This window comes from Nonomuraea sp. NPDC050680 (assembly GCF_040654555.1).
Taxonomy (GTDB): Bacteria; Actinomycetota; Actinomycetes; order Streptosporangiales; family Streptosporangiaceae; genus Nonomuraea.
The window spans coordinates 86,728-109,746 of sequence record NZ_JBFAIF010000023.1; the positions used below are offsets into that span (position 1 = coordinate 86,728).

A 23,019-nucleotide genomic window follows, 5' to 3' on the forward strand; every position below is an offset into this window, starting at 1 on the left:
GGTAAGCATCGATGCTATCGCGGGTGAAACCCCAGCCTTGTCAGGTCTTCCCGGCTCCCGCGGAAGACGTTGCGGTCCAGCGGGCTGTTCGCATATTGGTGAATCGTCCACTCGCCCCATGGGCCGGGCACCAGCGGCTCGCCGCAGGGTTTCTCCGGGTTGGCGATCCACAGCGGATAGTCGCCGAGGCCCGCGCAGTTACCCGCGCGGGCGAACCACGGGAAGGTGTAGACGAACGGGCGCACGCCGCCGTGCCGCTCGACGTAGCGGCACCAGCGGCGGGCGAAGCGGGCGACCTGCTCGGGCCGGATCCCGTCGTTGCTCTCCAGGTCGAGCGCGACCAGGTCGCCGCGGCGAAACCCGCCCGCCGCCCCGACCGCGCCCAGGAAGTGGCGGGCCTGCTCGTTGGGGTCACCCTTCGGACGGGCGTAGTGATAGGCGCCGCAGACGACCCAGCTCTCCCGCATGCCCTGCCAGTTGCGGGCGAAGTACGTGTCGGTGTAGTCGCCGCCCTCGCTGGCCTTGGCGAAGGCGAACGCTACCCCGGCTCCCGCGTGGTCGGTCCAGTCGACGGACCCTTGCCAGTTGGACACGTCTATGCCATGCAGCAAGCGCTTCACCTTGCGGGAGTTTATTCGGATGCCTCCCGGTCCCCCCACCGACGCGCCGATCAGAGCCAGTCCGAGCCAGTCCGAGCCAGTCCGAGCCAGTCCGAGCCGATCAGAGGAGTGTCTTGAGAAATGCCCTGGTGCGTTCCCGATGGGCGAACTCGGAGGCCACGAACTCCGTCACCCCGGCCTTGGCCAGCCCGTCGAGCTGGGCGCGCACGCTGTCCTCGTCGCCGACGATCGCCACGTCGCCGGGACCGGCCGCGCCCTCCCGGTCGAGCATCGCCCGGTAGGAGGGCAACTGGCCGTAGATGGAGAAGATCTCGTTGGCGCGGGCCCTGGTGGCGTCGACGTCGTCGGTGACGCTGATCGGCAGCGAGCAGACCACGCGCGGCGCGGGCCGCCCGGCTTCGCTCGCGGCGGCGGTGATCGTGGGCGCGACGTGCTCGGCGACGGTCCTGGGGCCGGTCATCCAGAGCACGGTGCCGTCGGCGACGGTGCCGGCCAGCTTGAGCATGCGCGGGCCCAGGGCCGCGATCAGCACCCGCAGCCCCGCTCCCGGCGTGGTGAGCCGGGCGTGGGCCTTGAGGGTCTCGCCGTCGTAGTCGACCTGCTCGCCGCGCGTGGCCGGCATGAGGATCTCCAGGTACTCCTTCATGTGCCGGCCCGGCCGCTCGAAGCTGTAGCCGAACATGTTCTCGATGACCATCTGGTGCGACAGGCCGATGCCGAGCGACAGCCGCCCGCGGACCGCCGCGTTGACCGTCATGGCCTGCTGGGCGAGAGCGAGGGGATGACGCGGGAAGGTCGGCACCACGGCGGTGCCGAGCTCGATGCCCGGCACCTGGCTGCCCGCCACGGCCAGCGTGGTGAGGGCGTCGAGGCCGAAGATGTGGGAAAGCCAGGCGGAGGCGAAGCCGTCGTCGGCCGCCATGGCGAGCTTGTCGCGGAGCCCGCCCAGCGGGTCCGGATCCTGAGATTCGTTCAGGAGTAGTCCGATACGCATGGCAACCGAACTCCATTCTAGTGACTGACGCGAGTCTAGCCGAGCCTCGCCGGGCGGCCACTCGTAAAGTGGCCTCATGACCCACGAACGCGCCGGACAGCCCGCCCAGCCCGCCGACCTGGTCGACGTGGCCAAGCTGGTCACCGCCTACTACGCCCTCCACCCCGATCCCGACGAGGTGGCGCAGCGGGTGGCTTTCGGGACCTCCGGGCATCGTGGCTCGTCGCTGAACACGGCGTTCAACGAGGATCACATCCTCGCCACCAGCCAGGCGATCTGCGAGTACCGCCACGCCCAGGGCACGGACGGGCCGCTGTTCCTCGGCCTCGACAGCCACGCGCTCTCGGAGCCCGCGCGGGTGTCTGCGCTGGAGGTGTTCGCGGCCAACGGGGTGCGGGTGCTCATCGACAGCCGCGACGGCTACACGCCGACGCCCGCCGTCTCGCACGCGATCCTCACCTACAACCGCGGCCGGTCCACCGGATTGGCGGACGGGGTGGTGATCACGCCGTCGCACAACCCGCCGCCCGACGGCGGCTTCAAGTACAACCCGCCGCACGGCGGCCCGGCCGACACCGACGCCACGACCTGGATCCAGGACCGGGCCAACCGCCTGCTGGCCGGGGGCATGAAGAACATCCTCCGCGTTCCCTACACGAAGGCTCTGCGGGCGGACACGACCGGACGCTACGACTTCGTCGGCGCCTACGTCGGCGACCTGCCCTCGGTCCTCGACCTCGACGCGATCAGGTCGGCGGGGGTACGCATCGGCGCGGACCCCCTCGGCGGGGCCAGCGTCGCCTACTGGGGGGAGATCGCCGAGCGGCACCGGCTGGACCTGACCGTGGTCAACCCGCTGGTGGACCCGACCTGGCGGTTCATGACACTCGACTGGGACGGCAAGATCCGGATGGACTGCTCCTCGCCGTACGCCATGGCCTCGCTCATCGCCAGCAGCGGCCAGTACCAGATCTCCACCGGCAACGACGCCGACGCCGACCGGCACGGCGTCGTCACGCCCGACGGCGGGCTGATGAACCCCAACCACTACCTGGCCGTGGCGATCTCCTACCTCTACGCGCACCGCGACGGGTGGCCGGCGGGCGCCGGGGTGGGCAAGACGATGGTCAGCAGCAGCGTCATCGACCGCGTGGCCGATTCGCTCGGGCGGCGGCTCTATGAAGTTCCGGTGGGCTTCAAGTGGTTCGTGCCGGGGCTGCTGGACGGCTCGCTCGGGTTCGGCGGCGAGGAGAGCGCGGGGGCCTCGTTCCTGCGCCGCGACGGGTCGGTGTGGACGACGGACAAGGACGGCCTGATCATGGCGCTGCTGGCGTCGGAGATCCTCGCGGTCACGGGACGCTCGCCGAGCGAGCACTACAAGGAGCTCACCTCCCGGTACGGCGAGCCGGCGTACGCCCGGGTCGACGCGCCCGCGACCAGGGAGGAGAAGGCGGTGCTGGGCAAGCTGTCGGCCGACCAGGTCACGGCGACGTCGCTGGCCGGCGAGCCCATCACCTCGGTGCTGACGGCGGCGCCCGGCAACGGGGCGGCGCTGGGCGGGGTGAAGGTGTCGACCGAGAGCGCCTGGTTCGCGGCCCGGCCGTCGGGGACCGAGGACGTGTACAAGATCTACGCCGAGTCCTTCAAGGGGCCCGAGCACCTGGCCGAGGTCCAGAAGGAGGCCCGCTCCCTCGTCTCGGCCACCCTGGGCTGAGGTCAGGTCAGTTGGCGGCCGGGCTGGGTGTCCACGCGGGTGCGGCCCAGGTCGGCGCGGCGGCCCGCCTCAACGCCGGCGCGGTAGCCGGTGCCGCTGGTGCGCGGCACGCTGAGCCGGATGCGCGGGTAGTGCGCCGCCACCGCCCGCTCCACCTCCGCCCGCCGGTCGGCCAGCACGAGCGCGGTGCTCGCGGCAGGAGCCCGTTCCTCGGCCCGCGTCTCGGCCTCGCGCAGCAGCCGGTACACCTCGTCGGTGAACCCGAGCAGCCACGATCGCCGGTAGGCGCGGATCGCGGTGTCGGGCGGCCGTACCCGGGCCAGTCCCGTGGCCATCTGCAGCAGCAGCGAGGTGGCCAGTACGTCGGCCCGTTCGAGGTCGGCGGCGAAGCCGAAGACGTGCACCCGCTGCCCGCCGTCGCCGCGCCCGATGAGCAGCGGCCGGCAGCGCAGCGCCTGCGCGACCAGGCTGACGAGCCGCGCCTTCTCCCGAGCCCACGGGTTGGGCAGGGTGACGATCCGGTCACCCGGCGCCTGGCGGGTGTCGGCCGGATCCAGGGAGTCGATGCCGTACTTGGCCATGAGCGACGCCGCCGCCGCCATGAAGGTGGCCCGCTCGTGCTCGTTGTCGGTGCGTTCGGCCTTGGCCAGGAGCTTTCTGACCCGTTCGAGCGTGCGCTCCCTCAACCGGCCCCCCGGGCTCAGGACTTGGTGGTCAGCATCCGCCCGTCGTCGGCGATGGCCGGGAAGGCGCCGGTGTCCACGATGCCATGCTGTTGGTACAGAGCCTCGATGAGCGCGTGCGCCTCGGGCTCCAGCTTCCACAGAGCACGATACTGGCGGGCGGCGGGCAGTGAGAGGCCGATCTCCTGCGCGATGTCGATCGTGCGCGGCACGATGCCCTTGGCGATCTGCCTGTCCCAGTAGTCGCGGGCGGAGCGCATCAGCGCGGCACGCTGCGCGGTGTCGACGACCTGCGGCGTGGTGTCGAACACCTGGATGTCCTCGTCATCGTCCTGGACGAGCTCGACCAGCGCGGGCGGCAGGGCGGGGCGGGCCGGCACGGGGTGGTGGTCGGCCTCCGGCTCCCAGGGCACGCGCGGGTCGGCGTCGATGAGGGCGGAGGTGTTGTACAGAGCCGCGATCTGGGCGAGCAGCGCCTCCTGGCGGCCCTGGTCGACGGCCAGCCCGGTGTGCTCGACGGCCTGGTCCATGGCCTTGTCGAGCTTGGCCAGCGCGCCGCGCAGCTTGCGCTCGGACGCGCCGCCCTCGCGCAGCGACCTGGCCCGCTTGGCGGCCAGGGCGACGCGGGTGAGCCTGCGGTGGGCGTCGACCTCACTCGCGGTGCGGTCGCTCACCTCGGCCAGGCCCACCCTGACCAGCAGGCGTTCGGGGGTGAGGCGCCAGTTGATGCGGCCGGTGCCCCTGATGCGGTGCCGCTCGATGGCCATGCCGCGCTCCCACAGCCAGGCGGCCACCAGCGGCGCGGCGAGCCGGAAGACGGCCTCGGGCAGGCTGCGCGCGTCCATGCTGGACAGTACGGCGGTCAGGCAGGTCAGCGCCCACACGGCGATGCCGTCGATCCCGGCGGAGAAGTTCTCGCGCATGTTGCGGCGCGCCCGTACAGCCGAGGTGATGATCGCGACCTCGATGAACGCGAACAGCAGCAGCCGCAGCGGCCCGTCGAGGCCGAGCACGTCACCGGAGAAGCGCCACATGCCCTGGGCGGAGACACCGGTGGCGATGGAGGCGGCCACGACGGTCAGGACGTCCTCGATGGGACGTGGGGCGATATAGCGCGAGACGACCCAGGCGAGGGCCCGCCAGGCGACCCTGAGTATCAGGTAGGCGAGCACCAGCCCGGCCAGGCCCAGCAGCGCTATGACCGCGGTCGCGAACGGCTTTTCGGCGACGAAGGCAGCTATTTCCTCGAATGTGGTGGGCATCAGTCACTATCCGTGAGGCTCAAACTCCGCTTATAGCGAGATCATCGCAGAATGTGGCGATACCTGTACGCCAAACGGCCTCTGCCGCCCCGCTTTGCCCACGTTTACCACAATCATCCCCCGACACAGGAGACCTCGCGTTCATGAAGGTGGTGACGCACAATGGAGCCGGTTGGCCATGGAGGCCCGCGCACGAGCCACGCCGGCCCAAACCGGCGCCGCCGTCGCTGATGGCGCAGGCCCTGTTGCCCGAGCCTCCGGTGCGGGCGCGCGACCGGTCGATCCCATCTCCGGACGAGGTCACGAGGATGCCGGCGCTCGGCTGAGGCTGGCCAGATCGCGTCCTGCGGGTGGGACCATCTATGTAGGGATTTATCCCAACAAAGTGTGATGTATCCCAGCAGGACGGATTCCGATGTCAGACTCAGAGTTCCCGCTCGTCCAGTTCATGCGCGAGGGCTTCGACCCGGTGGCCGAGCTCGGCCGCATCCGCACCGAGCAGCCGGTGTTCCCGATGTCGATCCCGGGAGACCAGACGGTCTATCTGGTCACCCGCTACGACGACGTGCGCAGCGTGCTCGCCGACCATGAGCGGTTCAGCAACGACTTCGGCAACGTGATCGGTCTGGGCACCAACCAGGAGGATCCGGGCGGCCTCGGCTTCCGCGATCCGCCTGAGCACACCAGACTGCGCAAGTACCTGACGCCGGAGTTCACCATGCACCGCCTGCGCAGGCTGGTGCCGCGCATCGAGGCCCTGGTGGAGGAGTGCCTGGACCGGATGGCGGCCAACGGGTCGGCGGCCGATCTGGTGGAGTCGTTCGCGCTGCCGATCCCCTCTCTGGTCGTGTGCGAACTGCTGGGTGTGCCGTACGAGGAACGGTCCGAATTCCTGAAGATCAGCACGAACCGTTTCGACCTCACCGCCGGGCCCGAGGCTTCCCTTCAATCGATCAACGACGCGATGGCGTACCTGACGGACCTGGTCGCCCGCGAACGGCTGAACCCCGGCGACGGCCTGCTCGGGGAGCTGCTGCGCGAGCACGGCGACGACCTCGACGACCGGACGCTGGCCAGCATGGCCGACGGCCTGCTCACCGGCGGCCACGACACCAGCACGAGCATGCTCGCGCTGGGCACGCTCTGGCTGCTGGAGAACCCCGAGCAGGCCGCCCGGGTGCGCGAGGACGACCGTTACGCCGAGCAGATGGTCGAGGAGCTGCTGCGCTACATGACCGTGGTGCAGGTGGCCTTCCCCCGCTTCGCCCGCGAGGACATGGACCTGTTCGGCCGGCCGATCAAGAAGGGCGAGATGGTGCTCTGCTCGCTCACGGCGGCCAACCGCGACCCTCATCTCGGCGAGGGGATCGAGGAGGTCCGACCGGAGCGCCCGACGGCGGGCTCGCACCTGGCGTTCGGCCACGGCATCCACCGCTGCGTCGGGGCGCCCCTGGCCCAGATGGAGATGCGGATCGCCTTCCCCGCGCTGCTGCGGCGTTTCCCGGGGCTCCAGGTGGCGGGTGAGGTGCCGTTCAGAAAGCTCGCCATCGTCTATGGCGTGGAGAAGCTACCCGTAGCGTGGTAGACCGGTTACGTTCACAGAGTGAACGAGCCCGTCATCGACCTGACCGCGATCAGCGCCGTCGTGTTCGACACCGACGGCGTGGTCACCGACACCGCTCGAGGGCACGCGGCCGCCTGGAAGCACGTCTTCGACGCGTTCCTACGCGGCCGCTCGGCGCCTTTCGACATCCGCGACGACTACCTGCGGCATGTCGACGGCCGTCCGCGTCTGGACGGCGTCCGTACCTTCCTCGCCTCACGCGGCATCACGCTGCCGGAGGGCGCCCCCGACGACGAGGCGGGGGCGCCCACCGTGCACGGCCTGGGCCTGGCCAAGGACCGGCTGTTCCTGTCGCAGGTGGACAAGTACGGAGTGGCCGCCTTCCCCTCGACCGTGGCGCTGCTGCACGAGCTGCGCCAGCGGGGCGCGCGCACGGCGGCCGTCTCCGCCAGCCTGCACGGCCGCAGGCTGGTCGGCTCGGCGGGCGTGCTGCACCTGTTCGACGTGCTGGTCGACGGCAACGACGCGGCCCTGATGAACCTGCCGGGCAAGCCGGACCCCGCGCTGTTCCTGGAGGCGGTGCGCCGCCTGGCGCTGCCCGCGCCCAAGGCGGCCCTGGTGGAGGCCACCCTGCCGGGGATCGAGGCGGGCCGCAAGGGCGGCTTCGGGCTCGTCGTCGCGGTAGACCGGCATGCCGACCGGCACGGAGAGACCACCGAGGAGACCACCGAGCTGTGCGCGCAGGGCGCCGACGTGGTGGTGAATGACCTCGGCGAGCTGGCCGTGCGCGGGAGGGTTCTCCCCTTCACGTCCTAACCTTCACGTCCTAACCTTAACGTCCTGACCTTGACGTCCTATACCTTGACGTCGTGACGGTCCTCATCGATCCCCCAGCCTGGCCGGGGCCGCGTGGCCTCATGTGGTCGCACCTGGTCAGCGACAGTTCCCTGGACGAGCTGCACGCCTTCGCGCTACGGCTCGGCGTGCCGGAGCGGGCCTTCGACCGGGATCACTACGACGTGCCGGAGACCGTGCACGCCCGTGCCGTGGAGCTGGGCGCGGAGGCGGTCAGCTCGCGCGAGCTACTGCGCCGCCTCATCGCCGGCGGCCTGCGCCGCCGCAAGCGCCACTAGCTCGGCGCTCATGTTGGCCCGTGCGCGCTCCTCCCACAGCGCGTACGCCTCGTCCGTGCGATAGAGCCGTGGCACGGCCAGGAGCCTGCGCAGCACCCCGGCCCGGCCCTGGCGGAAGAGCTCGTCGGGCACGTGCGCGTACTCCTGGCGGATCTGCCCCCTATAGGCCTCGTAGTCCGGACCGCCCAGGACCGCCAGGTCGGCGTCGCACAGGACGGCGCCGTCGCGGTCGCCCTCGGCCAGCGTGTCGTGCGCGGCCGTCAGCCGTACCAGCCTGGCCACCTCGGCGACCCGGTCGGCGGGCACGCCGCAGCGGGGCAGCCGCGCCTGGGCCAGCTGGGCGCTGCGCTCCTCGTCCCAGCCCGGCCGCCCGTCGTAGACGGCGTCGTGGAACCAGGCGGCCAGCCGTACCGCGACGGGGTCGGCGGCGGCGTCGGCGAGCCGGTCGATGGCGGCGAGCACGGCGGCGAGATGGGCGAGCGTGTGGTAGCGGCGGTGCGGCTCGGCCCAGCGGGCGACCAGCTCCGCGCCGGTGGCCCTGGCCGCCGGGGAGTCCACCACCAGGGTGAGCCAGTCCTCGCGCATGGAGACCACCGTAGATCACGCCACCCGGCGATCCGCGAGCGCGGTGCCGAGCGGATGCCGCGAGCGGGCCGGCGCACCCCCCGGGGCGCGTACTCGTCGGGCGCACGTATGTGCGGGCTGTATAGCGGGATTTACCGACTTGATAGCGTTCTGGACATGGAGCCGACGGCAAGGGATCCCCGGCGCCTGCCCCGTTGGCAGGAGTTGCGTGCCGTACTGCCGCCCCGGCCGCGGCCCTTCCCGTCGAGGGCGCGGCGGCTGGCCGCGGTGGCCGATCTGGCGGACATGCGGCGGCTGGCGTGGCGGCGCGCGCCTCGGGTGGTGTTCGACTACGTCGACGGCGCGGCCGAGGCAGAGCGGTCGCTGGCCCGGTCGGTGGCGGCGTTCGCGCGGGCCGAGCTGCGGCCGCGGGTGCTGCGGGACGTCTCCGAGGCGCCCACGGCGGTGGAGGTGCTCGGCAAGCGGATCGCGATGCCCGTCGTGCTCGCCCCCACCGGGTTCACCCGGATGATGCACCGCGACGGCGAGCGCGCCGTGGCCAGGGCGGCGGCGCGGGCATCGGTGCCCTACACGCTGTCCACGATGGGGACCACGACCGCCGAGGACGTGGTGGCGGCGGCGCCGGACGGCTGGAACTGGTTCCAGCTCTACGTCGTGCGCGACCGGGGGCGCAGCCAGGAGACGCTCGACCGGGCCCGTGAAGCGGGCATGGACGTGCTGGTCGTCACCGTGGACGTGCCGGTGGCGGGGGCGCGGCTGCGTGACGTGCGGCACGGCATGACGATGCCGCCCGCCCTGCGCTGGCGCGGCGTCCTGCAGGCGCTGAGCCGTCCGGCCTGGTGGTTCGACTTCCTCACCAGCGAGCCGCTCCGCTTCGCCACGGTCGACGGCGCGCCGGACGACCTGGCGGGGATCACGAACCTGATGTTCGATCCGACGGTGACGCTGCGGGACCTGGAGTGGATCCGGTCGGTCTGGCCGGGCCGGCTGCTGGTCAAGGGCGTGCAGCGGGTGGACGACGCGAAGGACCTGACGGCCGTGGGGGTGGACGGGCTGGTCGTCTCCAACCACGGCGGGCGCCAGCTGGACCGCGCCCCCACCCCGCTGGAGCTGCTGCCCGAGGTGGTGGCCGCGGTCGGCGACCGCACGGAGGTGTTCCTGGACGGCGGGGTGCGCAGCGGCGCGGACATCGCCATCGCGGTGGCGCTGGGCGCCCGGGCCTGCTTCGTCGGCCGGGCCTACCTGTACGGGCTGATGGCGGGCGGTGAGCTCGGCGTGGACCGGGTGCTGGCCCTGCTGCGCGCCGAGCTGGTCCGCACGCTGCAACTCCTCGGCGTGAGCGGGGTCGAGGGCCTCGACCCCGACTGCGTGCGCCTGCGGTAGCAACGCGGCCCGCCGACCTGGGATGGATCGCGGGGCCACGTCCAAAAATGACCGTTTCCTGGTTTACGGTCTGGTTACGGCGGATGAATTCCTCGCCGTAGCCCTTGGCAGTGCACCCGCCAGACACCTATCGTTCAGTGCAATGCCACACATTACTGATGAAGAGCTGGTGTCCGAGCACGTCAAGCCGGTCGCCGTCCGCATCGTGGGCGGCCTGCTGCATGCCTGGCAGCTCAGGAACAGCGCGGCCACGGTCCCCCACGCCATCGAGCGGCTGCGCGCCGCCGGGAACGTGGACAACCTCAGCCGCCTCCTGGTGGACGACCCTCCCCCGTACCGGGGCCGCTACCCGTTCCTCGACACCGACCTGTACAAGACGCTCGAAGGGCTGGCGTACGAGCTGGCCACGGGCACCGCGGCCGAGCCCGTACGGGAGTTCTACGAGGAGGTCGTCGGGCTGCTGGAGCGGGTGCAGGCGGACGACGGCTACCTGAACTCCTTCTTCCAGGACCCGGCCGCCACCAAGAAGCCGTGGGAGGACCTGGCCTGGGGGCACGAGCTGTACAACCTGGGCCACCTCATCCAGGCCGCCGTCGCCGCCGCCCGGCACCTGGGCGACAGGCGGTTGCTCGCGGTCGCGGTCAAGTTCGCCGACCTGGTCGTGGCCCGCTACGGCGAGGGCCGCCAGGAGGCCGTCTGCGGTCACCCGGAAGTGGAGATGGCGCTGGTCGAGCTGTTCAGGGAGACGGGCGAGCGCGCCTATCTCACCCAGGCCCGGCTGTTCGTCGACCGGCGCGGCCACGGGCACCTGAAGCACAGCATCTTCCCCGCCGAGTACTTCCAGGACCACCTGCCCTTCCGCGAACTGCCCTCGGTGACCGGCCACGCCGTGCGCATGGCCTACCTGGCCGCCGGCGCGGCCGACGTGTATCTCGAGACGGGAGACCGCTCCCTGTTCGAGGCGCTGGAGCGGCTGTGGGACGACATGGTGGCCACCAAGCTCTATGTCACCGGCGGGCTGGGCAGCCGCCACTCCGACGAGGCCATCGGCGACCGCTACGAACTGCCGTCCGAACGCGCCTACAGCGAGACCTGCGCGGCCATCGGCACCATGCAGTGGGCGTGGCGGATGTTCCTGGCCACCGGCGGCGCCAAGTACCTCGACGTGTTCGAGCGGATCCAGTACAACGCCTACGCCGTCGGACTGTCGGCCGAGGGCACCGCCTTCTTCTACGACAACCCGCTCCAGCGCCGCCCCGACCACGAGCAGCGCAGCGGCGCGGAGGCCGGCGGCGACCCGCTGCGCCGGCCGTGGTTCGGCTGCCCCTGCTGCCCGCCGAACATCGTGCGCTGGATGACCCAGCTCGGCGACCACATGGCCGCCGAACGCGACGGCGCGCTGCTGATCGCCGCCTACGCCGCGGCCAGGATCGACACCGAGGCGCTCGGGCTGACGATGGAGAGCGACTATCCGTGGGACGGCGACGTGCGCCTGGTCCTGGACCGGGCGCCCGACGGGCCGTACACGATCATGCTGCGCGTGCCGGGCTGGGCGAAGGACGTGACGGTCACCGTCAACGGCGCGCCGGCCGACGCCGCCGCGCGTGACGGGTGGCTGAGCGTCGAGCGGGTCTGGCGGGCGGGCGACGAGATACGCCTGAGCCTGCCGATGCCGGTCAGGGCGCACGGCTCCCATCCCTACCTCGACGCGACCCGGGGCGCGGCCAGCCTGGCGCGCGGCCCGCTGGTGTACTGCGTCGAACAGCAGGACTGCCCTGTGGACGTCGACGACCTGGTGCTACCACGGATTGTTAACGCCCACATCGCCACGTCCACCGCCGACATCGCCACGTCGGAAGGCGCGGTCGTCCTCCAGGTGGAGGCGGCCACGGCACCGCCGCCGTCCGCGGAGCTCTACCCCGAGCTGCCGCGGGAGCGGGCGTTCCCGGAGACGACGGTCACCACGACCTTCGTCCCGTACTTCATGTGGGGCAACCGTAGCCCCGAGGCCATGCGGGTGTGGGTCCGCAATGCGTGATCCCCACCCAACGGATTCATTCAGAAAGAAGGCGACATGAGGAGATCGGCTGCGCTTTCGAGCGTCGCGGTGAGCGCCGTGCTGGCGCTCGCGGCCTGCGGGGGCGGCGGCGCCGCCCCCTCCACCTCCACCGGATCCGGCTCGTCCGCGAAGCCCGCCACCGGTGGCACCGTGCACTTCCTGCTAAAGGCGGACTTCTCCCACCTGGATCCGGCACGCGGCTGGGACGGCGGCGTCAACAACTTCTACCGGCTCATCTACCGGAACCTGACCACCTTCAACGCGGCCCCCGGCGCGGAGAGCACGAAGATCGTGCCCGACCTCGCCACCGACACGGGCAAGCCGTCCGACGGTGCCAAGACCTGGACCTTCACCCTCAAGGACAACCTGTTCTTCGAGGACGGCACGCCGATCAACAGCGAGGCGGTGAAGTTCGGCGTCACGCGCGGCTTCGACCCCGAGGCCGGAATCGGCTCACCGTACGCCAAGCTGCTCCTCGACGCGCCCAAGGACTACAAGGGCCCGTACGTCTCCGGCGACCTCGACACGATCGAGACCCCTGACGCCAAGACCATCGTCTTCCACCTCAAGAAGCCCTTCGCCGACTTCCCCAGCGCCCTGGCCATGGCCAACTTCATCCCCTTCCCCAAGGGCACCGGCGCCGGGGCCTCGTTCGACACCAAGCCGATCGCGTCGGGGCCGTACAAGGTGGCCAGCTACAACCGCGGTTCCTCGCTCAAGCTGGTGCGCAACCCGCAGTGGAAGGCCGAGACCGACACCGTCAGATCGGCCAAGCCGGACGCCTGGGAGTGGACGTTCGGGCTGGACGCGGCCACCATCGACGAGCGCATGCTGGCCGGACAGGGCACCGACGCCGACGCCGTCGGGAGCACGATCCAGGCGGCGACCGTGGCCCGGGTGCAGACTCCGCAGCTCAAGGCGCGCTCGCTGAGCGGGCTCAACGGCTGCACCACCTACATGGGCCTGAACACCACCAAGAAGCCGCTCGACGACGTGCGGGTGCGCCAGGCGATCAACTACGCCATCAACAAGGACACCGTGGTGGCCGGGATGGGCGGGTCGAGCCTGGCGGCCAAGGGCACCTCCATCCAGCCGCCGACGGTCGCCGGCCGGGTCGACTACGACCTCTATCCCACCGACGTCGAGGCCGCCCGCAAGCTGCTCGCCGAGGCGGGCCAGGCCAACGGCTTCAGCCTCACCCTCGACACCCGGCCGGACCCGAAGATGGCGGCGGTCGCCGTGGCCATCCAGGAGGCGCTCAAGGCGGTGAAGATCGACGTCAAGATCAACAACATCGACACCTCCACCTTCTACGAGGTGATCGGCACACCCGCGCAGCAGCACGACGCCGCCGTCACCGGCTGGTGTCCCGACTGGGCGTCCGGCGCGACGTTCCTTCCGCCGCTGTTCGACGGCCGGAACATCACCGCCAAGGGCAACGCGAACCTCGCCCAGATCAACGACAAGGCGATCAACAAGCGCATCGACGAGATCGCCGCGATGCCCGACGTCACGGCCGCGAACGCCGCCTACGGCGAGCTGGACAAGGAGATCATGAAGCTGGCGCCGATCGTGCCGCTGGCCTATGAGAAGTACGTCATCGTCTCTGGCGCCAACATCGCCGGCGCATACCAGTCCTACGCCTTCTCCGGGGGCATCGACCTGGTATCCGTCGGGCTGGCCAAGCCGGGCAAGTAGCCGAAGATGACCACCACCACCGTCCTCCCACCGGCGGGTGCCCCCGTGGCGCCCGCCACCTCGGCCCGGCGGGTCGCCGGCGCGCTGCTGCACGACTGGGCGGCCGTGCTCGGCACCGCCTTCCTCGTGCTGGTCCTGCTGATGGCGATCTGCGCGCCGCTGATCTCCGCGATCACGGGTCACGGGCCGAACGACTTCGACAGCGCGGCCATCGACACCGACCTCGGCGGGCTGCCGCGCGGCTCGCTGGGCGGGATCAGCGCCGACCACCTGCTCGGCGTCGAGCCGCAGAACGGCCGCGACATCCTGGCCCGCATCGCGTACGGCGCGCGCGTCTCGCTGCTGATCGCGACCGCGGCCACCGTGCTCACCACCCTGCTCGGGGTGGTGCTCGGCATGCTGGCCGGCTTCTACCAGGGCTGGGTCGACCAGGTGATCTGCCGGATCATGGACTTCCTGATGGCCTTCCCCGCCCTCATCTTCATGATCGCGATCCTGTCCTCGCTGCCGTCGGGCAACCGGTCGGTGCTGCTGGTGGTGGTGATCAGCGTCTTCGGCTGGCCGTACCTCGCCCGCGTGGTGCGCGGCCAGACGCTGACGCTGGTGAACAGGGAGTTCGTCGATGCCGCCCGGGTGTCGGGCGCCTCGACGGGCGTCCTGGTGTTCAGGGAGATCCTGCCGAACCTGCGCAGCTCGCTGATCGTGATGACCACGCTGGCCGTGCCCGGCTACGTCGGCACCGAGGCGGGGCTGTCGTTCCTGGGCGTCGGCGTGGCCCCGCCGACACCGTCCTGGGGGCAGATGATCTCCAGCTCGGTGGGCTGGTACGCCGTGGACCCGATGTACTTCGCGGTGCCCGGCGCCTTCCTGTTCTGCACCGTGCTGTCCCTGACCGTGCTCGGGGACCGCCTGCGTGCCGCCTTCGACGCCGGGGAGGCCTCCTGATGGCGCGTTATGTCGCCGGGCGGTTCGCCGGCATCGTGGTGATCCTGTTCCTGGTCTGCCTGTTCACCTTCATCATCTTCTTCACGCTGTCGCCGGATCCGGCGTTGATGATCTGCGGGAAGACGTGCACGCCCGAGCGGATCGACCAGATTCGCGGGGTGCTCGGGCTCGACCAGCCGTTCTTCACCCAGTTCTGGACGTTCCTGACGGCCATCTTCGTCGGGCGGGACTACGGCTCGGGGGCCAACCTGATCCACTGTGCGGCCCCGTGCCTGGGCTACAGCTTCCAGACCAGTCAGTCGGTCTGGGAGATGGTCGTGGACCGGCTGCCGGTCAGCGCCACCGTCGCCATCGGCGCCGCGGTGCTCTGGCTGCTGATCGGCATCCTGGCCGGGCTGCTCAGCGCGGTGAAGGAGGGCACCTGGTGGGACCGTACCGCGATGGGGCTGGCCCTCGGCGGGTCGAGCATCCCCAACTACGTGCTGGCCTTGGCTCTGCAGTACGTGCTGGTGGTGTGGCTGCAGATCCTGCCCTTCCCGGCGGCGGTCTCCTTCTCCGACGGCCCGGTGCTGTGGTTCCAGTCGTACCTGATGCCCTGGGTCGTGCTGGCCACCGGCTACGCCTGCCTCTACGCGCGGCTGACCAGGGCCAACGTGATCGACACGCTGGCGGAGAACTTCATGCGCACGGCGCGGGCCAAGGGCCTGCCGCCCATGCTCACCATGCGGCGGCACGCGCTGCGGCCCGCGCTCACCCCCATCGCCACCATCTTCGGGATGGACTTCGCGGCCCTGCTGGGCGGCGCGCTCATCACCGAGACGGTCTTCGGCCTCAACGGGGTGGGCAAGATGGCCGCCGACTCGATCGCCAAGAACGACCAGCCGGTGATCATGGCGGTGACACTGCTCGCCGCGTTCTTCGTGGTGGTGGGGAACCTGGTGGTCGATCTCGTCTACACCACGCTGGACCCGAGAGTGAGGATCACCGCGAAATGAGTGACCTGCTTGTCGTGGAGGACCTCACCGTCACCTTCCCCACCACGCGGGGGCCGGTGGACGTCGTCAAGGACGTCTGCTTCACCGTCGGGAGCGACGAGACCGTCGGCATCGTCGGCGAGTCCGGTTCGGGCAAGTCGATGACCAGCCTCGCGATCATGGGGCTGCTGCCCCGGGGGGCGGTGACCCGGGGCAGCATCCGGCTGGACGGCACCGAGCTGCTCGGCCGCAGCGACAAGGACATGCGCCGGATCAGGGGGGACCAGGTCTCGATGGTCTTCCAGGACCCGCTGTCGTCGCTGAACCCGTACTACACCGTGGGCCTGCAGATCGAGGAGGTCTACCGGGCCCATAAGGGCCGCTCGCGCAAGGCCGCGCGCAAGGTAGCGATCGAGGCGCTGGAGCAGGTGGGCCTGCCCGACCCGGAGCGGCGGGTGGACTACTACCCGCACCAGTTCTCCGGTGGGCAGCGCCAGCGCGTCATGATCGCGATGGCGCTGGTCTGCTCCCCGGCCCTGCTCATCGCCGACGAGCCGACCACCGCGCTCGACGTGACCGTCCAGGCGCAGATCCTGCGCCTGCTCGCCGACCTGCGGCGGCAGAGCGGCACCGGGATGGTGTTCATCACCCACGACCTCGCGGTGATCAGCTCGATCGCCACCCGCGTGCTGGTGATGTGCCGGGGCGAGCAGGTCGAGTACGGCACCGCCGAGCAGGTCTTCTCCGAGCCGCGGCACGACTACACCCGCATGCTGCTGGACAGCGTCCCGCGCATCGACGACTCCCCCATCGACGAGGTGATGTCATGAGTGAGCCCCTGCTGAGGGCGAACGAGCTGACCAAGCGGTTCGTCACCCGCGGGCCGCTGGGCAGCAAGGCCGAGTTCGTCGCGGTCGACGGCGTCAGCTTCGACGTCCGGGCGGGCGAGACGCTGGCCGTGGTGGGCGAGTCGGGCAGCGGCAAGTCGACGACCGCCCGCATGGTGGCCAGGCTGACGGAGCCGAGCGCGGGCACCCTGGAGTTCGAGGGCGAGGACATCACCGCCGCCAAGGGGTCCGCGCTGGCCCGCTACCGCGCCAACGTACAGGTCGTCTTCCAGGACCCGTTCTCCTCGCTCAACCCCCGCCACACGGTCGAGCGCATCCTGATGGCGCCCCTGGTGTACCAGGGGATCCCTCCGACGGGCGGCAAGCGGGCGCACGCCAGGGAGCTGATGGAGCGGGTCGGGCTGGACCCGGACCACTCCCAGCGCTATCCCGCGCAGTTCTCCGGTGGCCAGGCGCAGCGGATCGGCATCGCCCGTGCGCTGGCCGTGCGCCCCAAGCTGGTCATCTGCGACGAGGCGGTGTCCGCCCTGGACGTCTCGGTGCAGGCGCAGGTCATCGAGCTGCTGCGGCGGCTGCAGGCGGAGAGCGGCTTCAGCTACATCTTCATCGCCCACGACCTGGCCGTCGTCCGGCAGATCGCCCATCGGGTGGCGGTCATGAGCAAGGGCAAGATCGTCGAGCAGGGCCCGGTCGACCAGGTCTTCGGCGACCCTCAGGACCCGTACACCCGCACGCTGCTGGCCGCCATCCCCCGCATCAACCCCGAATGGGACCGCAGGCGCCGTGAAGGGAGCCCCCGTTGACCACGTACACGATTCCCGGGATGCGCGTGCGCGACCACGTGGTGGAGGTGCCGCTCGACTGGTCCGCGCCCGGCGGGGACACCATCACGGTGTTCGCCCGGGAGCTGGTCGATCCGGTGCGGGCGGCCGAGGACCTGCCGTGCCTGCTCTACCTCCAGGGCGGTCCCGGCGGCAAGGGCCCGCGCCCGGTCGGCACGAACGGCTGGCTCGGCCAGGCGCTCAAGACACACCGGGTGGTCCTGCTCGACCAGCGCGGCACCGGGCGCAGCTCGCGGATCGACGGGCGGGTCATGAGCGCGTTCGGGAGCGCGCGGGAGGCCGCCGACTATCTGACCCACTTCCGCGCCGACTCGATCGTCGCCGACGCCGAGCACCTGCGCACGACCGTCTTCGGCGGCCGTCGCTGGGAGACGTTGGGCCAGAGCTACGGCGGGTTCCTCACGCTGACGTACCTGTCGCGGGCCCCGCAGGGGCTGAGCGCCTGCTACGTCACCGGAGGGCTGCCCGGCCTGGACCCGGACGCGGCGGAGGTCTACCGCCGCACCTATCCCCGCGTCGCGGCCAAGAACGCCGAGTTCTACCGCCGCTATCCGCACCACGTGGAGACCGTGGGCCGCCTGGCCGACCGGCTGGCCGCGCAGGACGTCCGGCTGCCCGACGGCGACGTGCTCACGGTACGGCGGCTGCAGTCGCTCGGCATCGACTTCGGCATGAAGCCGGGCTACGAGCGCATGCACTGGCTGCTCGACGAGGCGCTCGACGGCGAGCACGTGACGGACACCTTCCTGCACCAGGTGCTGGCCCGCTCCTCCTACAGCGACAACCCGCTGTTCGCCGCGCTTCAGGAGAGCATCTACGGCTCGGGCCCCGGAGCCACCGGCTGGGCCGCCGAGCGCGAGCGGGCCCGCCACCCGGCCTTCGCCGAGTCGGCCCGGCCGCTGCTGTTCACCGGGGAGATGATGTACCCCTGGATGTTCGCGGAGATCCGGGCGTTGCGCCCATTCCGCGCGGCCGTGGAGCTGCTGGCCGAGCGGGCGGACTGGCCGCCCCTCTACGACCCGGCACGGCTGGCCGCCAACGAGGTGCCGCTGGCTGCCGCCGTGTATTACGACGATATGTACGTAGATTCCGGCCTGCAACTGGACACCGCCGCTCGAATCGGCAACGCCCAGGCGTGGGTCACCAACGAGTACGAGCACGACGGCCTGGGCGAGGACCGTGTCTTCGCCCGCCTGACCGGGCTGGTACGCGACATCGGAGGAGGCATCACAGGTGACTGACGGCAGGCCCCCCAAACTTCTGGACATCCCCGCGTTCACTGACTACATCGGCAAGGGCTGGGACATCCCCGACCGCACCCCCGTCGTCGTCCCCGGCGCCGCCGAGGCCGCCGCCGCCCATCGGGCCAGGCTCGGCGCCGCGCTCCCCGACCGGACCGTCGTGGTGGCGGCCGGCCAGGCGCCGGTGCGCAGCAACGACACCTCCTACGACTTCCGTCCAGGCAGCGACTTCTACTGGCTGACCGGCTGCGTGGCCGAGGACGCCGTGGCGGAGATCAGGGACGGCGACGCGGTCGTCTACCTGCCCGTCCCCGCCTATCCCGGCGAGCCGGGGTTCTTCGCCGACGCCGCCCACGGGGAGCTGTGGGTGGGCGCCGCCCCTGGACTGGCCGAGTGGTCGGCGGCGCTGGGCGTTCCGGTCAGGCCGCTGACCGACTTCGACGGCACGATCTCCACCGATGACGAAGTCGCCCGGGTGCTGGCCGAGCTGCGCATGATCAAGGATGACTGGGAGATCGGCCAGCTGAGGGAGGCCGTGGACCGGACGGTCGAGGGGTTCGCCGCCGTGCTCGCCGAGATCCCCACCGCCGTGGCCGGGCCGGGTGAGCGCTGGCTGCAGGGCACCTTCGACCGGTACGCCAGGGCGTACGGCAACGGCCCCGGCTACGCGACGATCGTGGGCAGCGGCCCGCACGCCCCGACCCTGCACTGGGTGCGCTGCGACGGCCCGGTGCTGCCGGACGAGCTGCTGCTGCTCGACATGGGCGTGGAGGCACGCAGCCACTACACCGCGGACGTCACCCGCACCTTCCCCGCCTCCGGCACCTTCTCCCCCGCCCAGCGCCAGGTGCACGACCTGGTGGAGCGGGCACACCGGGCGGCGCTGGCGCAGGTCGCTCCCGGCCGCCGGTTCACCGACTTCCACCACGCCGCGATGGAGGTCATCGCGCGCGGGCTGGACGACTGGGGGATGCTGCCCGTCTCGGTGGACGAGGCGCTGTCGGAGCGCGGCCAGCACCACCGCCGCTACCTGATCTGCGGCATCGGCCACCACCTCGGCCTGGACGTGCACGACTGCGCCAAGGCAGCGCCCGAGGCCTACCAAGGGGCGCTCATCGAGCCGGGCATGGTGTTCACCGTGGAGCCCGGCCTGTACTTCCACGCCCACGACCTGACCGTGCCGCCCGAACTGCGCGGGATCGGCGCCCGCATCGAGGACGACCTGCTGGTGACGACGGCCGGCATCGACGTGCTCTCGGCCGAGCTGCCCCTTTCGGCGAGCGGCCTGGAGGACTGGATGAAGTGACCCGGGCCTACGCGTCGTCCGCGTGGCGCAGGACGCCCTCCACGGCGGCCAGGGCGAGTGTCTTGTAGCCCACCGAGTCGAACAGGACCGTGATCCGGTCCGGCTCGCGGCGCATGACCGTGCCCCGTCCCCATGCCTGGTGCTCGACCTTGGCGTGCAGCGGGTACGGTCCGTCGCCGGTCGCGATGGGCTCCTGGCCGTCCTGGCAGGTGTCGCAGGTCCGGCAGGCCGTGTCGTACGGCTCGCCGAAGTACTCCAGCAGGAAGCGGCGGCGGCACCCGGTCGTCTCCGCGTAGCCGCGCATCATGTCGATGCGCGAGTCGTCGACGCGGTGCCGGATCTCGTCGAGCTCCACCGCCCGCGCGGCGGCCTGCTCCGGCGGCGGCCCGCCCGGCGCGTATCGCAGGTCGCCGGAGTCGGTGACGGTCACCGCCTCGGCCTGCTCCAGCAGGTTGACCAGGCTCGTCAGCTGGGAGGCGCCCACCTCCAGCAGGGCGCGCAGCTCGGTGACGGGCACGGTCCCGCCGTGCTCCTTCACCAGGGTCGCCACCCGCAGCAGCGCGTCGGCGTCCGCCCGGCCACTGGCGAAGAAGCGGCGCAGGCCGAGATCCTCCGAGCGGTAGAACAGCACGGCCGAGGCGGGCTTTCCGTCCCGGCCCGCCCGGCCGATCTCCTGGTAGTAGGCGTCGGGCGACTCGGGCGGGGACGCGTGCAGCACGTAGCGGACGTCGGGCCGGTCGATCCCCATCCCGAACGCCGAGGTGGCCACCACAGTGTCCACCTCGCCCGCCGTGAAGAGCGAGTGCACGCGCGTCCGCTCGGCCGCCCGCATCCCGGCGTGGTACGGCTCCGCGTGGCGGCCCATCCCGGTCAGCAGCGCGGCGTACTCCTCGGCCTCACGCCGGGTGGCGACGTAGACCAGGCCGAGCCCGTCGAGGGAGGCGGCGTGCTCGGCCAGGGCGCGGCTCTTGTCGTCGTCGCCGACGAACCGGCGTACCTCCAGCCGGATGTTGGGCCGGTCGAACCCGCGCACGATCTGCACCGGGTCCTTCAGCCCGAGGGAGCGGACGATCTCCTCACGGACGTTCGGCGCCGCCGTGGCGGTCATCGCCACCACCGGCGGGTGCCCCAGGCGCGCGATGACCTTGCCCAGCCGCAGGTAGTCGGGGCGGAAGTCATGCCCCCATGAGGAGACGCAGTGGGCCTCGTCGACCGCGATGAGCGACGGCTTGGCCTTGGCCAGCCGGGCGACGACGTCGGGCTTGGCGAGTTGCTCGGGCGACAGGAAGACGAATTCCGCCTCCCCCGCCGTGACCTTCTCCAGCCCGGCCTTGACGGAGGAGGTGGAGTTGACCGCCACGGCCCCGCCCGCGTCGGCCTTCTCCAGGCCCATCACCTGGTCGCGCTGCAGCGCGATGAGCGGCGAGACGACCACGGTGGGACCGTCGCGCAGCTGCGCGGGCACCTGGTAGACCGCCGACTTGCCGGCGCCGGTCGGCATGACCAGCAGCACGTCACGCCCGTCGAGCAGGTGTTCCATCGCCTCCTGCTGGCCCGGCCGCAGGTCCTGCCAGTCGAAGGTCTGCCGGGCCGTGGCCCGCAACCGCCGTCCCCGCCGCCCGAACCGGCTGTTGAGCCTCGCCCGTAATCCCATGTATCCCTCCTGGTAGTGGGCGGCCAGTACCCGCAGCCGCGCTCACCGAACGCCGGTCGTCGAACTCAGCGTGGCGCCCACTCGGGTAGCCAGCCGGGACGATGGCGGTAGCCGTAGGCGAGGAGCCGCAGCGTGTCGCAGGGACCATCGTCTGTGTGTCCGTCTCCGTCCCCGGCTTCGGCTCCGTCCCCGGTTTCGTGTCCGTGCGCGGCGATCAGGCGCAGCTCGGCAGCGCAGCGGGCCGTCACGTCACGGGGATCATGGCGGGCGATGTGCACGGCGTCCCTCATGGACGGGGCGTGACCGGCGTCGCCGGTGATGCAGACCGCGCCCCGGAAGGCCGACGGGTCGCCGAAGCCGACGAACTCCTGCCCGTTGGTCATGGTGACGAAGTCGTCGCCGTCGTACCACTCCCTGGTGGGGTCGTAGGACCACGGCCCGGGAGTCGCCGCCTCGGCCGCCGCGTTGTCGCCCTCGATCGTGGCGCGCAGCCAGGACAACAGGTCGTAGGTCAACGCTCTCCCTCAGTCGGCCCCGGCATAGGTCCATCCGCCCTCGTGCCGGACGAAGCGGCTGTGCTCTTCCATGCATCCCGCCTCGCCGTTGTCGGTGTAGTGGGCCCGGAAGCGGACGGTGCCTTCGGTATGGACGACGCTGCCCCCGGTGGTCTCGAGGATCTCCAGCCGGGTCCAGCGCGTCCCCCGGTCCAGGTCGAGCCGGGCCGGGCGGGCCACCGGATGCCAGGTGCGCAGCAGATATCCGGCGTCGCCGACGCTGAAGGCGCTGAACCGGGACCGCATGAGCGCCTCGGCCGTGGGCGCGGCGACCAGGCCGCGATGCAGCCGCCCGCAGCACTCCCGGTAGGTCGCCGGCAGCCCGCACGGGCACGGGGCTGAGGCGGATTTCGAGTCACGTCGCGGCACGCCTCTCATTCTGCCCGGTGCCGGGGACCGTCAGCGCCCGCGCAGGATCGGGCACAGCTGCCTGCCGGCACCGGCACCGTCAGCGCCCGCGCAGGATCAGGCGCAGCTGCTTGCCGGTCCGCTTGCGCCGGAACGCCTCCCGTTCGTTGGCCTGGGGGAAGGGCTCGTCCGGGACGGGCGTCCCGAGGAAGGCGCACAGCGGCTCCCATCCCTCCCGGACGTCGAAGACCAGCAGCCGCGCGTCCGGGATCGCCGCCTGGACCTCGCCGAGGTGCCGTTCGAAGACCTTCATGATGTACGCGGGATCGTCGATGCGGCCGTCGAAGACCCGGTCCATGACGGTCGCCCTGGCCATGCGCGGGTAGAGGGCGAAGTCCGGCGCCCGGCGCGCCACCAGCCACCGGATGATCCGGCGGCGTGGTAGCAGGGGCCGTACCCCAGCAGTTCCAGGGCCGCCTTCAGCGACATCGTGCCCGTCCTGCCGAACCCCGCGCCGATCACCTTCATCTGGCGCTCCCTCCCGCCTCTGATCGGCCTCTGATCCGCGGTGCCTAATGTCACGGTGGACGACACCCGGGTTATATGACCAGA

At 71.2% G+C, this 23,019-nt stretch carries 23 protein-coding genes; 13 read left to right on the top strand and 10 right to left on the bottom strand.

The genetic code is table 11. From position 1 onward, the window contains the following. Positions 1-14: 14 nt before the first annotated feature. Complete coding sequence (locus AB0H88_RS43905; protein ID WP_357654774.1) at positions 15-611, bottom strand: glycoside hydrolase family 25 protein; 597 nt, start codon at positions 609-611, stop codon at positions 15-17. A 109-nt stretch (positions 612-720) separates the two neighbouring features. Continuing rightward, a complete protein-coding gene (locus tag AB0H88_RS43910; RefSeq protein ID WP_357654775.1) occupies positions 721-1,614 on the bottom strand; it encodes an LLM class F420-dependent oxidoreductase in 894 nt (297 codons plus the stop codon). A gap of 76 nt (positions 1,615-1,690) precedes the next feature. Between AB0H88_RS43910 and pgm the strand changes: the two genes are divergently transcribed. Next, the gene (gene pgm / locus AB0H88_RS43915; RefSeq protein WP_357654777.1) at positions 1,691-3,328 is read left to right on the top strand and encodes a phosphoglucomutase (alpha-D-glucose-1,6-bisphosphate-dependent); all 1,638 of its coding nucleotides are present in this window, start codon (positions 1,691-1,693) and stop codon (positions 3,326-3,328) included. Positions 3,329-3,330: 2 nt separating this feature from the next. Here the strand turns inward: pgm and AB0H88_RS43920 are convergent, their stop codons facing one another. After that, positions 3,331-4,014 carry a DUF2786 domain-containing protein gene (locus AB0H88_RS43920; RefSeq protein ID WP_357654779.1) on the bottom strand — a complete coding sequence of 228 codons (684 nt, stop codon included), beginning with the start codon at positions 4,012-4,014 and terminating at the stop codon, positions 3,331-3,333. A gap of 14 nt (positions 4,015-4,028) precedes the next feature. After that, positions 4,029-5,273: a hypothetical protein gene (locus AB0H88_RS43925; RefSeq protein WP_357654781.1), complete on the bottom strand. Its 1,245-nt coding sequence runs from the start codon at positions 5,271-5,273 to the stop codon at positions 4,029-4,031. Between the two features lie 415 nt (positions 5,274-5,688). Here AB0H88_RS43925 and AB0H88_RS43930 point away from each other — a divergent pair, with 415 nt between their 5' ends. From AB0H88_RS43930 to AB0H88_RS43940, 3 genes are read left to right on the top strand one after another with little or no spacing between them, the layout of a single operon-like run. Beyond that, positions 5,689-6,858, top strand: a complete 1,170-nt coding sequence (locus AB0H88_RS43930) for a cytochrome P450 (RefSeq protein WP_357654783.1) — start codon at positions 5,689-5,691, stop codon at positions 6,856-6,858. Positions 6,859-6,876: 18 nt separating this feature from the next. Next, positions 6,877-7,653 (top strand): HAD family hydrolase, encoded by a 777-nt coding sequence (locus AB0H88_RS43935; RefSeq protein WP_357654785.1) that lies wholly within the window; start codon positions 6,877-6,879, stop codon positions 7,651-7,653. A 53-nt stretch (positions 7,654-7,706) separates the two neighbouring features. Beyond that, on the top strand, positions 7,707-7,970 hold the full coding sequence (locus tag AB0H88_RS43940) for a DUF4031 domain-containing protein (protein ID WP_225298128.1): 264 nt from the start codon (positions 7,707-7,709) through the stop codon (positions 7,968-7,970). Here AB0H88_RS43940 and AB0H88_RS43945 read toward each other — a convergent pair. Continuing rightward, complete coding sequence (locus tag AB0H88_RS43945) at positions 7,920-8,555, bottom strand: metal-dependent phosphohydrolase (protein ID WP_357654787.1); 636 nt, start codon at positions 8,553-8,555, stop codon at positions 7,920-7,922. The genes AB0H88_RS43940 and AB0H88_RS43945 overlap by 51 nt on opposite strands. A 156-nt stretch (positions 8,556-8,711) precedes the next feature. Here AB0H88_RS43945 and AB0H88_RS43950 point away from each other — a divergent pair, with 156 nt between their 5' ends. The 9 genes from AB0H88_RS43950 to AB0H88_RS43990 all read left to right on the top strand — a co-directional run bounded on the left by AB0H88_RS43950 (position 8,712) and on the right by AB0H88_RS43990 (position 19,851). Further along, on the top strand, positions 8,712-9,938 hold the full coding sequence (locus AB0H88_RS43950) for an alpha-hydroxy acid oxidase (RefSeq protein ID WP_357654789.1): 1,227 nt from the start codon (positions 8,712-8,714) through the stop codon (positions 9,936-9,938). 142 nt (positions 9,939-10,080) lie between these two features. Further along, the gene (locus tag AB0H88_RS43955) at positions 10,081-11,976 is read left to right on the top strand and encodes a beta-L-arabinofuranosidase domain-containing protein (RefSeq protein ID WP_357654791.1); all 1,896 of its coding nucleotides are present in this window, start codon (positions 10,081-10,083) and stop codon (positions 11,974-11,976) included. A 36-nt stretch (positions 11,977-12,012) separates the two neighbouring features. Further along, positions 12,013-13,695 (top strand): ABC transporter substrate-binding protein, encoded by a 1,683-nt coding sequence (locus AB0H88_RS43960; RefSeq protein ID WP_357654792.1) that lies wholly within the window; start codon positions 12,013-12,015, stop codon positions 13,693-13,695. Positions 13,696-13,701: 6 nt separating this feature from the next. Continuing rightward, positions 13,702-14,640 (top strand): ABC transporter permease, encoded by a 939-nt coding sequence (locus AB0H88_RS43965; protein ID WP_357654793.1) that lies wholly within the window; start codon positions 13,702-13,704, stop codon positions 14,638-14,640. Continuing rightward, positions 14,640-15,635, top strand: coding sequence for an ABC transporter permease (locus AB0H88_RS43970; RefSeq protein ID WP_357654795.1), 996 nt, complete (start codon positions 14,640-14,642; stop codon positions 15,633-15,635). Before AB0H88_RS43965 ends, AB0H88_RS43970 begins: the two co-directional genes overlap by 1 nt. Continuing rightward, positions 15,632-16,444, top strand: a complete 813-nt coding sequence (locus tag AB0H88_RS43975) for an ABC transporter ATP-binding protein (protein WP_357654796.1) — start codon at positions 15,632-15,634, stop codon at positions 16,442-16,444. Before AB0H88_RS43970 ends, AB0H88_RS43975 begins: the two co-directional genes overlap by 4 nt. Further along, a complete protein-coding gene (locus tag AB0H88_RS43980; protein ID WP_357654798.1) occupies positions 16,441-17,265 on the top strand; it encodes an ATP-binding cassette domain-containing protein in 825 nt (274 codons plus the stop codon). Before AB0H88_RS43975 ends, AB0H88_RS43980 begins: the two co-directional genes overlap by 4 nt. Continuing rightward, the gene (locus tag AB0H88_RS43985) at positions 17,262-18,545 is read left to right on the top strand and encodes an alpha/beta fold hydrolase (RefSeq protein ID WP_357654800.1); all 1,284 of its coding nucleotides are present in this window, start codon (positions 17,262-17,264) and stop codon (positions 18,543-18,545) included. The genes AB0H88_RS43980 and AB0H88_RS43985 overlap by 4 nt, the downstream gene beginning before the upstream one ends. Further along, positions 18,538-19,851, top strand: coding sequence for an aminopeptidase P family protein (locus AB0H88_RS43990; RefSeq protein ID WP_357654802.1), 1,314 nt, complete (start codon positions 18,538-18,540; stop codon positions 19,849-19,851). Before AB0H88_RS43985 ends, AB0H88_RS43990 begins: the two co-directional genes overlap by 8 nt. Positions 19,852-19,858: 7 nt before the next feature. Here AB0H88_RS43990 and AB0H88_RS43995 read toward each other — a convergent pair whose 3' ends face one another. From AB0H88_RS43995 to AB0H88_RS44015, 5 genes are all read right to left on the bottom strand, one after another. Then, on the bottom strand, positions 19,859-21,505 hold the full coding sequence (locus AB0H88_RS43995) for a RecQ family ATP-dependent DNA helicase (RefSeq protein ID WP_357654804.1): 1,647 nt from the start codon (positions 21,503-21,505) through the stop codon (positions 19,859-19,861). Between the two features lie 65 nt (positions 21,506-21,570). Beyond that, on the bottom strand, positions 21,571-22,020 hold the full coding sequence (locus tag AB0H88_RS44000; protein WP_357654805.1) for a DUF6221 family protein: 450 nt from the start codon (positions 22,018-22,020) through the stop codon (positions 21,571-21,573). 9 nt (positions 22,021-22,029) lie between these two features. Next, positions 22,030-22,428, bottom strand: coding sequence for a YchJ family metal-binding protein (locus tag AB0H88_RS44005; protein WP_357654807.1), 399 nt, complete (start codon positions 22,426-22,428; stop codon positions 22,030-22,032). Between the two features lie 79 nt (positions 22,429-22,507). Beyond that, complete coding sequence (locus AB0H88_RS44010; protein WP_357654809.1) at positions 22,508-22,822, bottom strand: sulfotransferase; 315 nt, start codon at positions 22,820-22,822, stop codon at positions 22,508-22,510. After that, the gene (locus tag AB0H88_RS44015; protein WP_357654811.1) at positions 22,717-22,935 is read right to left on the bottom strand and encodes a sulfotransferase; all 219 of its coding nucleotides are present in this window, start codon (positions 22,933-22,935) and stop codon (positions 22,717-22,719) included. Before AB0H88_RS44015 ends, AB0H88_RS44010 begins: the two co-directional genes overlap by 106 nt. Positions 22,936-23,019 lie beyond the last annotated feature (84 nt).

Excerpts from the sequence above, each read along its gene's own strand:
- AB0H88_RS43945 (WP_357654787.1), bottom strand. The coding sequence starts at position 8,555 with ATGCGCGAGGACTGGCTCACCCTGGTGGTGGACTCCCCGGCGGCCAGG.
- AB0H88_RS43980 (WP_357654798.1), top strand. The coding sequence starts at position 16,441 with ATGAGTGAGCCCCTGCTGAGGGCGAACGAGCTGACCAAGCGGTTCGTC.
- AB0H88_RS43925 (WP_357654781.1), bottom strand. The coding sequence starts at position 5,273 with ATGCCCACCACATTCGAGGAAATAGCTGCCTTCGTCGCCGAAAAGCCG.
- AB0H88_RS43960 (WP_357654792.1), top strand. The coding sequence starts at position 12,013 with ATGAGGAGATCGGCTGCGCTTTCGAGCGTCGCGGTGAGCGCCGTGCTG.
- AB0H88_RS44015 (WP_357654811.1), bottom strand. The coding sequence starts at position 22,935 with ATGAAGGTGATCGGCGCGGGGTTCGGCAGGACGGGCACGATGTCGCTG.
- AB0H88_RS43955 (WP_357654791.1), top strand. The coding sequence starts at position 10,081 with ATGCCACACATTACTGATGAAGAGCTGGTGTCCGAGCACGTCAAGCCG.
- AB0H88_RS43910 (WP_357654775.1), bottom strand. The coding sequence starts at position 1,614 with ATGCGTATCGGACTACTCCTGAACGAATCTCAGGATCCGGACCCGCTG.
- AB0H88_RS43975 (WP_357654796.1), top strand. The coding sequence starts at position 15,632 with ATGAGTGACCTGCTTGTCGTGGAGGACCTCACCGTCACCTTCCCCACC.
- AB0H88_RS43995 (WP_357654804.1), bottom strand. The coding sequence starts at position 21,505 with ATGGGATTACGGGCGAGGCTCAACAGCCGGTTCGGGCGGCGGGGACGG.
- AB0H88_RS43965 (WP_357654793.1), top strand. The coding sequence starts at position 13,702 with ATGACCACCACCACCGTCCTCCCACCGGCGGGTGCCCCCGTGGCGCCC.
- pgm (WP_357654777.1), top strand. The coding sequence starts at position 1,691 with ATGACCCACGAACGCGCCGGACAGCCCGCCCAGCCCGCCGACCTGGTC.
- AB0H88_RS43950 (WP_357654789.1), top strand. The coding sequence starts at position 8,712 with ATGGAGCCGACGGCAAGGGATCCCCGGCGCCTGCCCCGTTGGCAGGAG.
- AB0H88_RS43930 (WP_357654783.1), top strand. The coding sequence starts at position 5,689 with ATGTCAGACTCAGAGTTCCCGCTCGTCCAGTTCATGCGCGAGGGCTTC.
- AB0H88_RS43970 (WP_357654795.1), top strand. The coding sequence starts at position 14,640 with ATGGCGCGTTATGTCGCCGGGCGGTTCGCCGGCATCGTGGTGATCCTG.